The organism is Pseudomonas sp. S2_E01, from assembly GCF_054668365.1.
The window spans coordinates 3,985,814-4,000,377 of the sequence record NZ_CP162762.1 but is presented as its reverse complement, the minus strand read 5'-3'; the positions used below and the strand labels follow the sequence as shown (position 1 = coordinate 4,000,377).

The following is a 14,564-nucleotide window of genomic DNA, read 5'->3' as shown; positions in this document are numbered from 1 at the left end:
GGAACGCCACCATGACCGCTATCGCACGTATCACTCTGCTCAGTCTTGTCATGGGGTTAAGTGCGTGTGCGGTCCAGCGGCCCGAGCCGACTCCGCTGCCGCCGATCCCGCCCTCGCAGCCGAGCCCGACACCGTCGACGAGCCCGGCACCCGGCAAACCGGGTGTGCCAGCCAAACCGGCCAAACCGGTGCCACGCACCTCTGCCAGCTTCGCGCCGCCGCCGGGTGGCAACAGCCACTGGGATCAGAAGATGGGTGTGTATGTGCTGGACGACCAACCCAATACCTTCTACCGCCAGCGTACCTATTACCGCTGGAACAACGGCTGGAGCCGTTCGATCAGCCCAAATGGGCCATGGGAAGACACCGATATCCATGGCGTGCCGGGTGGCCTGGGACGGCAATTCGGGCAGTAGTAACAAGGCGACCTTCGGGTCGCCTTTTTTGTGGTCGCTCCTTCAAGGACTTCACAATCGGCAACACAACCGAACGTCGTGAACCGGGTTTTTGTGCTTGTATATATAACTCTAGAGTTACTTTTATCGAGCCGAAGCAAGGAGGCGTTGGTGCAGAGCAGGTTATTGATCAAGGAATTGGAGGAGGCCGGTTGGAGGCAGGATCGAGTCACAGGCAGCCATCATTTGTTCACTCACCCCTACAGCCCGTTCATCGTCCCGGTTCCTCACCCGAAAAAGGATTGACCCATCGGCACGGTCAAGAGCATCAGACGGCGAGCCGCTCTGCACCACCCGCTAGCCAGTCACGCAGGAGATCCATAATGCAATATCCCATCTGTATCGAATGGGGCGACGAGAACACCGCCATCGGTATTCAGATCCCCGATATCCCGGGGGCCGTCACCGCCGGGGACACCTTCGAAGACGCCTATAACGCGGCCATCGAGATTGCCCACATCATGCTTCAGGAAATAGCCGCCGACGGCGAGGCGATTCCAATGCCAACCTCGGCAGCTGTCCACCGCAGTAATCCGGACTTCGCTGAAATGGGCTGGGGCATGCTCGAACTGGACATCGCGCCCTACATGGGTAAAACCGAGAAGGTCAACGTGACATTGCCCGGTTATGTCATCCAGCGCATCGACCGCTACGTGCGCGAGCACAACGTGAAGAGTCGCTCTTCCTTCCTGGCCGACGCTGCGCTGGAGAAGCTGGTCCGGCAATGAACATCAGCGGGAAGCTGGCGGTCATGCCGCCGCCAGCGAATGCTCTCGCGAAGCGCTCAGGAAGCGCAACAACGCCAGCAATGGGAACGCGCTACCAACGATCACGATCCACAACCAGCCACCGTGCTCGTACACCACACTGGCCACCGACGACCCGAACGCGCCGCCAATGAAAATGCTGGTCATGTAAAGCGCGTTCAGGCGACTGCGACTTTTGCCGTCGAGGGCATAGACCGCCCGTTGGCCCAGGACCATGTTCATCTGGACGCAAAAGTCGAGCACTACACCGGTGACGGCCAGGCCGATGACGCTGTAGGCCGGGTGGATGAAGGCGGGCAGGAAACTCAGGCTGGCGAACAGCAGGGCCAGCAGCGAGGCGATACGCGTGTGCCCGGCGTCCGCCAGCCGGCCGGCGATGGGGGCGGCGATGGCACCGATGGCACCTACCAGGGCGAAGATTGCGATCTGCGTTTGCGACAGGCCATGATGACGCGCCAGTTCCAGCGGCGCGGCCGTCCAGAACAGGCTGAAGGTGGCAAACATGCAACCCTGGTAAAACGCTCGCTGGCGTAAAACCGGCTGTTGCCGCAGCAGCGTCCACAACGACCCCAGCAACTGGCCGTAGGAGGCACTATGGTCAGGCTGCCGTTTGGAAATGGTGAGCGCCAGCACAAGGCTGATGGCTGCCATCAGCGCTGCCGCAATCACGAACATCGCACGCCAGCCGAAATGGTCGGCCACGATGCTGGATACGGGGCGGGCCAAGAGAATCCCCAACAGCAAGCCGCCCATGATGCCACCGACCACTCGGCCACGGCTTTCCTCGGGGGCCAGGTGGGCGGCCAGAGGAATGAGGATCTGCACTGACACGGAGCTGAAACCCACCAGCAGCGAGATCAGCAAGAAGACGTTCGGTTGGTCCGTGAAGGCGGCACCCAGCAGGCTGGCAATCGCCACCAGCGTGGTGAGGATCATCAGTCGGCGGTTTTCCAGCAGATCGCCCAGCGGCACCAGGAAAAACAGGCCCAGGGCGTAACCGATCTGGGTCAGCGACACGATCAGACTGGCCAGGGTGCTGCTTAGGCCAACGTCCGGTGCGATCAGTTCGATGATCGGTTGCGCGTAGTAGATGTTGGCGACAATGGCGCCGCAGCAGAAGGCAAACAGCAGCACCCTGCCTTTGGTCATGGTTGCGGCGCCGTGGGGGGCGGTGTGGGCTGGTGTCATCAGGTTTCTCGTTGCGCAGGGTGGTATGCATGCAGCCCCGAAAAATAGGGCGAAACGCATTCTTGCTCAATGTTTTTTTGCGCTTGCCGATAGTTTGAAGGCGTAGGTACGTTTCTCTTTTTTTCCATTAAGCAGGTCTCTCAGGGATTTGGAGTCGATATGAATGTGCAGGGCATGGCGTTGGCCAGCAAGTATTGTCAGGGCGCAGGCCTGGAGGTCGGTGCCGCTGCGCACAATGCGTTTTATCTGCCCAATTGCATCAACCTGGGTCCCAGCGATGGCGAAGCCTTTCTGTATCCACAGGATCTCGTCGACTACGGTCACTACAAAAAGGAGCAGGCAAATTACAACGTCGAGTCCGCCAGGGTTGATGCGCTGGGCGATTTTATGGACATTCCATTTCTTGATGCGACTTTCGATTACCTGATCAGCTCACATGTGATCGAGCATGTCCCGAACTTGTTTGCCGCTTTCATTGAGTCTTCCCGGGTGGTGAAGGACGGTGGGGTGTTCTTCTGCATTTTTCCGAAAAGAAACGCCGAACCCACCGACCGACCGCGAGCGCTGACCACTCTGGATCAGATGATCGACAGCTATGAAAAGCGTGTCGACATGAACACCGTGGACCTGGAAACGTGGAGATGTCACTACCTGGTGTTATCGTTGCAAAGCATGCTCCGCGCAATCAACCTGATGAACTCGGTCGGCCTCGGGCATTGGCTGATCGAATGCATTGAAGAAACCGATACCAAAGTCGGAAACGGTCACACGGTGGTGTTGAGAAAACAGGTCGGCTTGTCCGCTTCGCTTTACAAGGACATCAAACTGTTCAACGAAGCGTTCAATGCGCACCTGACTGCACAGGACTTTGGCAAGGCGCTGCACTTGGTCAAGGTCGCTCTGTCATTCGACTTCTTCAATGCTCATTTCTTGTATCTGGCATTTGCACTCAACTGCCAGATGGACAATATTCGCGAAGGTATAGAATTTTTGCGTCAGGCCTTGGTCATCGATCCTGAGAACGAAGAGTATCGTCGATTGTTCATCCAGTTCACGGGCGGGCCTTATATCAACCCTGTGCAATAAGGCTGTCAGCCAGCCACCCCTGATTGCCTGATACGCTGGCGAAAAAAAGGCGACCTTTACAGGTCGCCTTTTTCATTGCTGGCTTACTGCGTGTAGATCTGATCGAAAATCCCACCATCATTGAAGTGGGTTTTCTGCACGGTACGCCAGTCGCCGAAGGTCTTTTCCACCGACAGGAAGTCCACTTTGGGGAAGCGATCGGTGTATTTGGCCAGCACGGCCGGGTCGCGCGGACGCAGGTAGTTGGCAGCGGCAATTTCCTGCCCTTGCGGCGACCACAGGAATTTCAGGTATTCCTCGGCGGCAGCACGAGAACCTTTTTTCTCAACCACTTTGTCGACGACGGACACCGGTGGCTCGGCTTCGGCGGAGACGCTTGGGTAGATGACTTCGAACTGATCGCGACCGAACTCGCGGGCAATCATTTCCGCTTCGTTTTCGAAGGTCACCAGCACGTCGCCGATCTGGTTGGTCATGAAGGTGGTCGTGGCGGCACGGCCACCGGTGTCGAGCACAGGTGCCTGCTTGAACAGTTTGCCAACGAATGCCTTGGCCTTGTTCTCATCGCCACCGTTTTTCAGCACGTAGCCCCAGGCGGACAGATAGGTGTAGCGGCCGTTGCCCGAGGTTTTCGGGTTGGGCACGATCACTTGTACGCCGTCCTTGAGCAGGTCAGGCCAGTCTTTCAGGGCTTTGGGGTTGCCTTTGCGCACGATGAAAACGGTGGCGGAGGTGAATGGCGCGCTGTTGTTCGGCAGACGGGTGACCCAGTTCTCCGGAACCAGTTTGCCGTTGTCGGCCAGTGCGTTGATGTCGGTAGCCATGTTCATGGTGATCACGTCAGCCGGCAGGCCGTCGATGACCGAACGAGCCTGTTTGCTGGAACCGCCGAAAGACATCTGCACGGTGATGTTTTCGTTGTGCTCGGCTTGCCAGTGTTTCTGGAAGGCAGTGTTGTAGTCCTTGTAGAAATCTCGCATCACGTCGTAGGACACGTTGAGCAGGGTCGGTGCGGCCTGGGCCACGCTGGTCAGGGCCAGGCCAGCGGCCAGAAGTGAGGCGCCAAAGAGTTTTTTCACTGCGCATTCCTTGTTCGATATTTGAGATGAGGCATTTTGCCAGCGACTATAACCGGCGCCGCATAGGCGTTTAAAGATTAAAAAGCACTTTGCTTATTCCAGTTTCTTAAACAACGCATTGCCGCAACGGGAACAGAATGCAGCGCCGTGCTCGTGGCTGTTTTTCTTGCACACCGGGCAGTCGTGTTGGAGCTGTTCGCCACGCATGGCATTGGCCAGTTCGGCGGTAAAAATCCCCGTCGGTACGGCGATGATCGAGTAACCGGTGATCATCACCAGCGACGAAATGACCTGCCCCAGCGGCGTCTTTGGCACGATGTCGCCGAAGCCCACGGTGGTCAGCGTCACGATAGCCCAATAGATGCCTTTGGGGATGCTGGTAAAGCCATGTTCCGGACCTTCGATGACATACATCAGGGTGCCGAACACCGTTACCAGTGTGCAGACGCTGACCAGGAACACCACGATCTTCTGTTTGCTGCCGCGCAACGCCGACATCAGGTAGTTGGCTTGCTTGAGGTACGGGCTGAGCTTGAGCACCCGGAAGATCCGCAGCATCCGGATGATGCGGATAATCAGCAAATACTGGGCGTCGGAGTAATAGAGGGCGAGGATGCCGGGGACGATGGCCAGCAAGTCCACCAGGCCGTAAAAACTGAAGGCATAGCGCAACGGCTTGGGCGAGCAATACAGGCGCAGGATGTACTCGCCGAGGAAGATCACCGTGAAGCCCCACTCGATGTACGCCAGCACATCGGCGTAGTTCTTGTGGACGGTGTCGATGCTGTCGAGCATCACGATCACCAGGCTTGAGAGGATGATCAACAGCAGAATGCCGTCGAAGCGCCTGCCAGCCTTGGTGTCGGTCTGGAAAATCATGACGTAAAGCTGATCACGCCAGTTTTTGCTGCTGTCCATGGATAACGCCTGACTCGTAGATCAGCGCAGCCTAGGTTGATTGTCCCTGTGAGCGCAAGGCGTGTCATCACGCGGGGTTTTGCCGAACATTTGCATGCCGGTACGAATGAGCCAGCAGGCGAGGATGAAGGGTGCGGTCAGCGTCGCCAGGCCAATGGCAGCGAACAGCGGCGTCAACAACAGCACCATGACGACGCCCAGCAGCGGCAGCCACGGGTGCTGGCGCTGCGTGCTGAGGGCTAGGGCGGTCAGCACGGCGTTGTAGCCACCAAGGCCGAGCAGGGCGGTGCCGGTTTCGTGATGCAGCAAGCTGGAGCCTAGGCCGAGCAGAGACGCCGTCATCGCCCAGCAGAAGGCTCGACGATCAGCAATCAGCAAACCGCTGGCAATCATTGCCCCGGCCAGCGGATGGTCGAGAAACATCACCTGGCCGATCCCCCGGAGCGATGCTGCCAGCAGGTCCACGGTGTTCATTTCGATGAGCGGTGTGGGGACCGATGGCGTGGCGAAACACAGCAGTAACCAGCTCAAACCCACGAATGGTGCGGTATAGGCGGGAACACATTGATTGACCCGGGCACGCTTGAGCCATTGCTGGGTGATCATCGCGCTCAGGCCGCCGGCTGCCAGGATAAGCGGTGGCATTATCGCCGACCAAGGGAAATACAAGCTCAACATCAGGCCGAGCAACACGCCGTTGTAGCTGAACAATCCAGCCTGGCGATCAGCCTTCGCATAGTTGCGCCGTTGCGCGGTCAGCAGTCCGGCGACGCCGCCCAGCAGCGCGCCACCCAGTAGCGCCGGCGCAGTGAACAGGATCGCACACAGGCACAGCAGGCCGCATAACGGATGGCGCTGGAGGAATATCTGGCTGAAGCCATTGAGCAGGGCTTCGGCCCAGTCGGGGCAGTGGGTATTGAAGTGATTGGCAGGCATGGCAGTTAAAAAATAAGAAGTGGCACCGAGTCGCCTGCATCGCGGGCAAGCCCGCTCCTACTGGAGCGGGGCTGTTCCGGCGATGAGGCTGGTAAGGGCGTTCTAGATCAACGTCTCGATACGCAGCGAGTTAGTCGACCCAGGCTGCCCAAACGGCACACCCGCCGTGATCAACAGGGTATCGCCCCGTTCGGCCATGCCCTGGGCCTGGGCAATTTCCAGTGCGGTGGAGCACACCTCGTCCACCTGGCGCAGGCGGTCATTGACCACCGACTGCACTCCCCACGCTACCGTCAGGCGCCGTGCTGTTTGCAGATTTGGCGTCAGGTTGAGAATCGGCACCGTCGGCCGCTCCCGCGCCGCCCGCAGGCTGGAGGCCCCCGACTCGCTGTAATTGACCAATACCGCCACGGGCAGCACATTGCTGATGCGGCGGATCGCGCAACTGATCGCATCGGCCACTGTGGCTTGCGCCTTCGGTCGGCTCACGTCCAGTTGTGTCTGGTAGTCCGGGCCGTTTTCCACCTGGCGGATGATCTTGCTCATCATCTGCACGGCTTCCAATGGGTACTCGCCGGACGCGGTTTCCGCTGACAGCATCACCGCATCGGCGCCCTCGGCCACGGCATTGGCCACATCGGTGACTTCGGCGCGGGTCGGCGCCGGGGAAAACCGCATCGACTCCAGCATCTGCGTCGCCACCACCACCGGTTTGCCGAGCTGGCGGCAGATGCCAATGATGTTCTTCTGGATCTGCGGCACGCTTTCGGCCGGTACCTCCACGCCCAGATCACCCCGGGCGACCATGATCGCGTCGCTCAACTCCGCGATTTCCCGCAGATGAGTGACTGCCGACGGTTTCTCGATTTTCGCCATCAAGAAGGCTTTGTCGCCGATCAGCGTGCGGGCCTCGCGGATGTCTTCCGGGCGCTGCACGAACGACAGCGCCACCCAGTCCACGCCCAGCTCAAGTCCGAAGCTCAGGTCGCGGCGATCCTTGGCGGTCAACGGGCTCAACTCCAGCACCGCTTGTGGCACGTTTACGCCCTTGCGGTCGGACAGTTCACCACCATTGAGCACCGTGGTGTCGATGGCGTCGCTGTACTTGCTGACCACCCGCAAGCGCAACTTGCCGTCGTCCAGCAGCAGGTCCATACCGGGTTCGAGCGCGGCAATGATTTCCGGATGCGGCAGGTTGACCCGGCGCTCGTCGCCCGGCGTCGGGTCCAGGTCCAGGCGCAGGGCCTGCCCGCGATGCAGTTGAACGCGGCCTTCGGCGAACTTGCCAACGCGCAGTTTCGGGCCTTGCAGGTCCATCAGGATGCCCAGCGGATAGTTGAGCTGTCGCTCGACTTCACGAATCCATTGGTAGCGCTGGGCGTGGTCGGCGTGATCACCGTGGCTGAAGTTCAGGCGGAAGATGTTCACCCCGGCCTGAACCAGTTCACGTATGCCGTCGATCCCGTCGATGGCAGGACCCAGCGTGGCGAGGATTTTGACCTTTTTATCAGGCTTCATGATGAGGGTTCTCGAGTATCAGGATGGCGCGAAAGTCGTTGACGTTGGTGCGCGTCGGCTCGGTGACGATCAGGGCGTCGAGTGCCGCGAAGTAGCCGTAGCCGTTGTTGTTATCCAGCTCGTCGCTGGCGCTGAGGCCCAGGGCGGTGGCGCGGGTGTAGCTGTCCGGGGTCATGATCGCGCCGGCGTTGTCTTCGGAACCGTCGATGCCATCGGTGTCACCGGCCAGGGCGTAGACGCCGGGCAAGCCCTTGAGGCTGTCGGTCAGGCTCAGCAGGAATTCGGCATTGCGTCCGCCACGGCCATTGCCACGCACGGTGACGGTGGTTTCGCCGCCGGAGAGAATCACGCAGGGCGCTGCCAGAGGCTGGCCGTGTTGCACCACCTGACGGACGATACCGGCATGGACTTTCGCCACTTCGCGCGATTCACCTTCCAGGTCGCCCAGGATCAGCGGGCTGAACCCGGCCTGACGGCACTTCACCGCCGCCGCTTCCAGCGATTGCTGCGGGCGCGCGATCAACTGGAAGTGACTGCGGGCCAGGCTTGGGTCACCGGGTTTGACGGTTTCCGATTCCGGGCTTTGCAGCCAGTTGCGCACCGACGCTGGCACGTCGATGCCGTAGCGCTTGAGGATCGCCAGTGCTTCAGCGCTGGTGCTCGGATCCGCCACGGTGGGGCCGGAAGCAATGACAGTAGCAAGATCGCCCGGTACATCGGAAATCGCGTAGGTGTATACAGTCGCCGGCCAGCAGGCCTTGCCCAGGCGTCCGCCCTTGATTGCAGAGAGATGCTTGCGCACGCAATTCATCTCGCCGATGGAGGCGCCGGACTTGAGCAGGGCCTTGTTGATCGATTGCTTGTCGGCCAGGGTGATCCCGACGGCCGGCAAAGCCAGCAACGCCGAACCGCCACCCGACAACAGGAAAATCACACGGTCCTCTTGCGTCAGGTTGCTGACCAGCTCGAACACGCGCTTGGCAACGGCCTGGCCAGCGGCGTCAGGCACCGGGTGGGCGGCCTCGACCACTTCGATTTTCTCGCAAGGGGCGCCATGACCGTATCGCGTCACGACCAGGCCGGATACCTCTCCCTGCCAGCAGCGCTCGACCACTTGAGCCATGGCCGCTGCGGCCTTGCCGGCGCCTATGACGATGACCCGCCCCGTGCGATCGGCGGGCAGATGGGCTTCGAGCACTTGCTGCGGATGGGCGGCGTTGATGGCTGTGGTGAACAGCTCGCGCAGCAATTGTTGCGGATCGACCGACATGGCGGGCTCCCGGGATTCTTGTTATTTGGAGTAGGGCGATAACTTCTGGGCGCCTGGTCTCTTGTGGGAGCTGGCTTGCCTGCGATTCAGACGCTGCGGTCGTACAGGTGGACCGAGGTGATTTCATCGCGGGCAAGCCCGCTCCCAGAGGACCGGGTTGGAACGGGCAGGGCTTACGGCTTCTCGCGAATCGAAAAATTCGCCATGTGTTCCAGGCCCTTGATCAGTGCCGAGTGGTCCCAGTTACTGCCGCCGATGGCCGCGCAGGTGCTGAACACCTGTTGGGCGTTGGCGGTATTGGGGAGGTTGATGTTCAGCTCCCTGGCGCCTTGCAGGGCCAGGTTAAGGTCCTTCTGGTGCAGGCTGATGCGGAAGCCCGGATCGAAGGTGCCCTTGATCATGCGCTCGCCGTGCACTTCGAGGATCTTCGAGGACGCAAAACCACCCATCAACGCTTCACGAACCTTGGCCGGATCGGCACCGTTTTTCGAAGCGAACAGCAGGGCTTCCGCGACGGCCTGGATGTTCAGCGCGACGATGATCTGGTTCGCCACTTTTGCGGTCTGGCCATCGCCATTACCGCCGACGAGGGTGATGTTTTTGCCCATGGCCTGGAACAGCGGCAGGGCGCGTTCGAAGGCATCGGCGTCGCCGCCGACCATGATGCTCAATGTGGCAGCCTTGGCACCGACTTCGCCGCCGGAGACTGGCGCGTCGAGGTACTGAGCGCCTTTTTCATTGATTTTCGCGGCAAAGGCCTTGGTGGCGGTCGGCGAGATCGAGCTCATGTCGATCACTACCTTGCCTTTACCGACACCGGCGGCTACGCCGTCGGCGCGGAACAGCACGTCATCGACCTGCGGGGTGTCCGGCACCATGACGATGATGAATTCGGCTTCCTGCGCCACTTCTTTCGGGTTGGCCAGGGCGATGGCACCTGCGGCGACCAGATCGGCCGGGGCAGCATCGTGGTGCGCTGACAGGAACAGGCTGTGACCGGCTTTTTGCAGGTTCGCCGCCATTGGGTGGCCCATGATGCCGGTGCCGATGAATCCGATTTTAGCCATGAGAAATTCCTCTTGTTTTAATTAATGGTGCCGCGTGCCCCTGTAGGAGCGAGCACGCTCGCGATGGACGTCAACGATTACGCGGGCTGTCTGATACCCCGCGTTGTCCGGTCCTCCATCGCGAGCATGCTCGCTCCTACAGGAACGGCTTGTGTCAGATCGCGTTATGGGTTTTCAGCCAGCCCAGGCCCGCTTCGGTCGTGGTCAGTGGCTTGTATTCGCAACCGACCCAGCCCTGATAACCGATGCGATCCAGGTGTTCGAACAGGAAGCGGTAGTTGATCTCACCTGTGCCTGGTTCGTTGCGCCCCGGATTGTCGGCCAACTGGATGTGGTTGATCTCGCTCAGGTGCGTGGCCATGGTGCGGGCGAGGTCCCCTTCCATGATTTGCATGTGATAGATGTCGTATTGCAGGAACAGATTGGCGCTGCCCACCTGTTCGCGAATCGACAGGGCCTGCGCCGTGTTGTTCAGGTAGAAGCCTGGAATGTCGCGGGTGTTGATCGCCTCCATCACCAGTTTGATGCCCGCCGCTTGCAGCTTGTCGGCCGCGTACTTGAGGTTGGCGACGAAGGTCTTTTCCACGGTGGCATCATCGACGCCTTGCGGGCGGATGCCGGCCAGGCAGTTGACCTGGGTATTGCCCAGTACTTGCGCGTAAGCAATCGCCAGGTCGACGCCGGCGCGAAACTCTTCAACCCGGTCCGGCAGGCAGGCCAGGCCGCGTTCGCCCTTGGCCCAGTCACCGGCGGGCAGGTTGAACAGCACCTGGGTCAGGCCGTTGGCATCAAGCCGGGCCTTGATTTCGGCGGAGCTGAAATCGTAGGGGAACAGGTACTCGACGCCACTGAAGCCGGCCTTGGCGGCCGCTTCGAAACGGGCGAGAAAATCCTGCTCGGTGAACAGCATGGACAGGTTGGCTGCGAAACGCGGCATGGTGGTCTCCTGTAAATCTTGTGAGGACCCCCTGCAGGAGCGAGCTTGCTCGCGATAGTGCATATCTGACACACCGCTATCACGAGCAAGCTCGCTCCTACAGGGGGAGCTTCAATTGTTAATCAAGCATCGAAATCGCCGTCGGCGCATCGTTGCCGACCAGCGCCAGGTCTTCGAACTCGTTGACCGCGTTGATTTCGGTGCCCATGGAAATGTTGGTCACGCGCTCCAGGATAATCTCGACGATCACCGGCACCTTGAACTCTTCGATCAGCGCCTCGGCCTTGCGCAGGGCAGGGGCGATGTCAGCCGGTTCGAACACCCGCAGCGCCTTGCAGCCCAGGCCTTCGGCCACCGCGACGTGATCGACGCCATAACCGTTGAGCTCTGGCGCGTTCAGATTATCGAAGGACAGCTGCACGCAGTAGTCCATTTCGAAACCGCGCTGGGCCTGGCGGATCAGCCCCAGGTATGAGTTGTTCACCACCACGTGGATGTACGGCAGCTTGAACTGCGCGCCCACGGCCAGTTCTTCGATCATGAACTGGAAGTCATAGTCGCCCGACAACGCCACGACCTTGCGGCTCGGGTCGGCCTTGACCACGCCCAGTGCTGCCGGAATGGTCCAGCCCAGCGGGCCGGCCTGACCGCAGTTGATCCAGTGACGTGGCTTGTAGACGTGCAGGAACTGCGCGCCGGCAATCTGAGACAGGCCGATGGTGCTGACGTAGCAGGTGTCCTTGTCGAACACCTGGTTCATTTCTTCGTACACACGTTGCGGCTTGACCGGCACGTTGTCGAAATGGGTCTTGCGTTGCAGGCTGGCCTTGCGCTGCTGGCAATCCTGCAACCAGGCACTGCGGTTTTTCAGCTTGCCAGCGGCTTGCCATTCGCGCGCGACTTCAATGAACACGGTCAGTGCCGAGGCCGCGTCGGAGACGATGCCCAGGTCCGGGGTGAACACGCGGCCGATCTGCGTGCCCTCGATATCGACGTGAATGAACTTGCGGCCTTCGGTGTAGACATCGACCGAGCCGGTGTGGCGGTTGGCCCAACGGTTGCCGATGCCCAGCACCACGTCGGACTTGAGCATGGTCGCGTTGCCGTAGCGATGCGAGGTTTGCAGGCCGACCATGCCGACCATCAACGGGTGATCGTCGGGGATCGTGCCCCACCCCATCAAGGTCGGGACGACCGGGATACCGGTCAGCTCGGCGAATTCGACCAGCAGGTCGCTGGCGTCGGCGTTGATGATGCCGCCGCCGGCCACCAGCAGTGGGCGTTCGGCCTGATCGAGCAGGGCCAGGGCTTTTTCCACTTGCACGCGGGTGGCGCAGGGCTTGGCCAGGGGCAGCGGCTGATAGGCATCGATGTCGAATTCGATTTCGGCCATCTGCACGTCGAACGGCAGATCGATCAGCACGGGGCCTGGACGACCGGAGCGCATTTCATAAAAAGCTTTCTGGAACGCGTACGGCACCTGGCCCGGCTCCAGGACCGTGGTTGCCCACTTGGTCACTGGCTTGACGATGCTGGTGATGTCGACAGCCTGGAAGTCTTCCTTGTGCATACGGGCGCGCGGAGCCTGGCCGGTGATGCACAGGATCGGAATCGAGTCGGCGGAGGCGCTGTACAGGCCCGTGACCATGTCGGTACCGGCAGGACCGGAAGTGCCGATGCACACGCCGATATTGCCGGCCTTGGTGCGGGTGTAGCCCTCGGCCATGTGCGAGGCGCCTTCAACGTGGCGAGCGAGGACGTGATCGATGCCGCCGACCTTTTGCAGGGCGGAGTACAACGGGTTGATCGCGGCGCCGGGAATGCCAAAGGCGGTTTCAACCCCTTCACGGCGCATCACCAGAACGGCGGCTTCGATTGCTCTCATTTTGCTCATGGTTTTGTGCCTCTTTACGTTTTGTAATTGTATACAAGTGGCTTTGTGTGGAGTTTATTCACGACTGGCTGCGAAGGTCAATCCATTTTCTCAAGCGCCTGTTTCATTCGTCGGAAGGCCAAATTGCTGTGGCTTTTCGTCACATGTAACGTTTTACGCGAATTATTGTATACAAAAAGATAATTTACTGTGTTCTATTTGTTGCATGAGGCTGCGACGTAAACGCGCAGCTCGACCGCTTTCCCTATAACAAAATGAGGACAGCACCATGAGCGCTTTAACCTTGAAAGTGGCAGTCAACCTGGTCAACGAGGCCATCAACGCCGGGCGGGCCATTGCGGCCGCCCCCCTGACCATCGCGGTGCTCGATGCCGGCGGGCATCTGATCGCCCTGCAACGTGAAGACGGCGCCAGCCTGCTGCGTCCGCAGGTCGCCATCGGCAAAGCCTGGGGCGCCATCGCCCTGGGCAAGGGGTCGCGCCTGCTGGCCTCGGACGCCCAGCAACGCCCGGCGTTCATCGCCTCCTTGAACACCATGGGGCAGGGCAGCGTCGTGCCAGCTCCAGGCGGCGTACTGGTGAAAGACCAGGAGGGCATTGTGTTGGGAGCGGTGGGGATCAGCGGAGATTTGTCGGATGTCGACGAGCAGTGCGCGATCAATGCGATCGAGGCGCTGGGGTTGCGGGCGGATGCGGGGGTGGTGGTTTGAGACTTGTTTGACTGTTATACCGCTTTCGCGAGCAAGCCCGCTCCCACAGGGGAATGCATTCCAATGTGGGAGCGGGCTTGCTCGCGAAGGGGGCGCCGCGATCTACCGATCCAGCTCACATCCCTTGAGCACCAACCGGATAATCGTCTGTGCCGCCGCTTCATAATCGGCTTCGTCCAGCTTTTCCTTGCCGGTGACGGCGGTGATTTGCCAGTCGAAGTCGGCGTAAGTCTGGGTGGCCGCCCAGATGCTGAACATCAGGTGGTTGGGGTCGAGCGGGGCGATCTGGCCGCGGTCGATCCAGGTCTGGATGCAGGCGATGTTGTGCCGGGCCTGGCTGTTGAGCTGTTCGACCAGGTCGCTGCTCAGGTGCGGGGCGCCGTGCATGATTTCGCTGGCGAACACTTTCGAGGCAAAGGGCAGGTCGCGGGAAATGCGGATTTTCGAACGGATGTAGCCGCTCAGTACATCATTGGGTTCGCCTTCAGGGTTGAAGGGGGTCGAAGCCTGCAGAATCGGCTCAATGATGCTTTCCAGGACCTCGCGGTAGAGGTTTTCCTTGGTCTTGAAATAGTAATAGACGTTGGGCTTGGGCAACCCGGCCCTGGCGGCGATGTCGCTGGTTTTGGTCGCAGCGAAGCCTTTGTCGGCAAATTCTTCACTGGCGGCACGCAGTATCAGTTGTTTGTTGCGCTCGCGGATCGTGCTCATAAACCAGGGGGTTCCTTGCCTGTTCTGGC

At 60.2% G+C, this 14,564-nt stretch carries 14 protein-coding genes and 1 pseudogene; 5 read left to right on the top strand and 10 right to left on the bottom strand.

Annotation, left to right across the window (positions count from 1 at the left end; translation table 11 throughout):
* Positions 1-11 precede the first annotated feature (11 nt).
* The 3 genes and pseudogenes from AB4O36_RS18540 to AB4O36_RS18530 all read left to right on the top strand — a co-directional run bounded on the left by AB4O36_RS18540 (position 12) and on the right by AB4O36_RS18530 (position 1,183).
* A complete protein-coding gene (locus AB4O36_RS18540; protein WP_460117123.1) occupies positions 12-416 on the top strand; it encodes a hypothetical protein in 405 nt (134 codons plus the stop codon).
* A gap of 150 nt (positions 417-566) precedes the next feature.
* Positions 567-779: pseudogene (locus tag AB4O36_RS18535) on the top strand (type II toxin-antitoxin system HicA family toxin).
* Positions 779-1,183: a type II toxin-antitoxin system HicB family antitoxin gene (locus AB4O36_RS18530; protein WP_460139975.1), complete on the top strand. Its 405-nt coding sequence runs from the start codon at positions 779-781 to the stop codon at positions 1,181-1,183. The pseudogene AB4O36_RS18535 and the gene AB4O36_RS18530 overlap by 1 nt, the downstream one beginning before the upstream one ends.
* Positions 1,184-1,204: 21 nt before the next feature.
* On the opposite strand, the gene AB4O36_RS18525 is transcribed toward AB4O36_RS18530, so the two are convergent.
* Positions 1,205-2,410: an MFS transporter gene (locus AB4O36_RS18525; protein ID WP_460139974.1), complete on the bottom strand. Its 1,206-nt coding sequence runs from the start codon at positions 2,408-2,410 to the stop codon at positions 1,205-1,207.
* Between the two features lie 159 nt (positions 2,411-2,569).
* Between AB4O36_RS18525 and AB4O36_RS18520 the strand changes: the two genes are divergently transcribed.
* On the top strand, positions 2,570-3,496 hold the full coding sequence (locus AB4O36_RS18520; RefSeq protein WP_460139973.1) for a class I SAM-dependent methyltransferase: 927 nt from the start codon (positions 2,570-2,572) through the stop codon (positions 3,494-3,496).
* Between the two features lie 83 nt (positions 3,497-3,579).
* Here AB4O36_RS18520 and AB4O36_RS18515 read toward each other — a convergent pair whose 3' ends face one another.
* From AB4O36_RS18515 to gcl, 8 genes are all read right to left on the bottom strand, one after another.
* Positions 3,580-4,575: a sulfate ABC transporter substrate-binding protein gene (locus AB4O36_RS18515; protein ID WP_460139972.1), complete on the bottom strand. Its 996-nt coding sequence runs from the start codon at positions 4,573-4,575 to the stop codon at positions 3,580-3,582.
* 93 nt (positions 4,576-4,668) lie between these two features.
* Complete coding sequence (locus tag AB4O36_RS18510; protein WP_460139971.1) at positions 4,669-5,493, bottom strand: ion transporter; 825 nt, start codon at positions 5,491-5,493, stop codon at positions 4,669-4,671.
* A gap of 21 nt (positions 5,494-5,514) precedes the next feature.
* Complete coding sequence (locus tag AB4O36_RS18505) at positions 5,515-6,429, bottom strand: urea transporter (protein WP_460139970.1); 915 nt, start codon at positions 6,427-6,429, stop codon at positions 5,515-5,517.
* A 102-nt stretch (positions 6,430-6,531) separates the two neighbouring features.
* Positions 6,532-7,947, bottom strand: coding sequence for a pyruvate kinase (pyk, locus tag AB4O36_RS18500; RefSeq protein ID WP_460139969.1), 1,416 nt, complete (start codon positions 7,945-7,947; stop codon positions 6,532-6,534).
* The gene (locus AB4O36_RS18495; RefSeq protein WP_460117116.1) at positions 7,937-9,217 is read right to left on the bottom strand and encodes a glycerate kinase type-2 family protein; all 1,281 of its coding nucleotides are present in this window, start codon (positions 9,215-9,217) and stop codon (positions 7,937-7,939) included. The genes pyk and AB4O36_RS18495 overlap by 11 nt, the downstream gene beginning before the upstream one ends.
* A 173-nt stretch (positions 9,218-9,390) precedes the next feature.
* Positions 9,391-10,284 (bottom strand): 2-hydroxy-3-oxopropionate reductase, encoded by an 894-nt coding sequence (locus tag AB4O36_RS18490; protein WP_460117115.1) that lies wholly within the window; start codon positions 10,282-10,284, stop codon positions 9,391-9,393.
* Positions 10,285-10,438: 154 nt separating this feature from the next.
* Complete coding sequence (gene hyi, locus AB4O36_RS18485) at positions 10,439-11,221, bottom strand: hydroxypyruvate isomerase (protein WP_460139968.1); 783 nt, start codon at positions 11,219-11,221, stop codon at positions 10,439-10,441.
* A gap of 118 nt (positions 11,222-11,339) precedes the next feature.
* A complete protein-coding gene (gene gcl / locus AB4O36_RS18480; RefSeq protein ID WP_460139967.1) occupies positions 11,340-13,115 on the bottom strand; it encodes a glyoxylate carboligase in 1,776 nt (591 codons plus the stop codon).
* Between the two features lie 268 nt (positions 13,116-13,383).
* Here gcl and AB4O36_RS18475 point away from each other — a divergent pair, with 268 nt between their 5' ends.
* Entirely contained in the window at positions 13,384-13,824 is a 441-nt protein-coding gene (locus AB4O36_RS18475; RefSeq protein WP_460139966.1) for a GlcG/HbpS family heme-binding protein, read from the top strand.
* 102 nt (positions 13,825-13,926) lie between these two features.
* On the opposite strand, the gene AB4O36_RS18470 is transcribed toward AB4O36_RS18475, so the two are convergent.
* On the bottom strand, positions 13,927-14,535 hold the full coding sequence (locus tag AB4O36_RS18470) for a TetR/AcrR family transcriptional regulator (protein ID WP_460117111.1): 609 nt from the start codon (positions 14,533-14,535) through the stop codon (positions 13,927-13,929).
* Between the last annotated feature and the right edge of the window lie 29 nt (positions 14,536-14,564).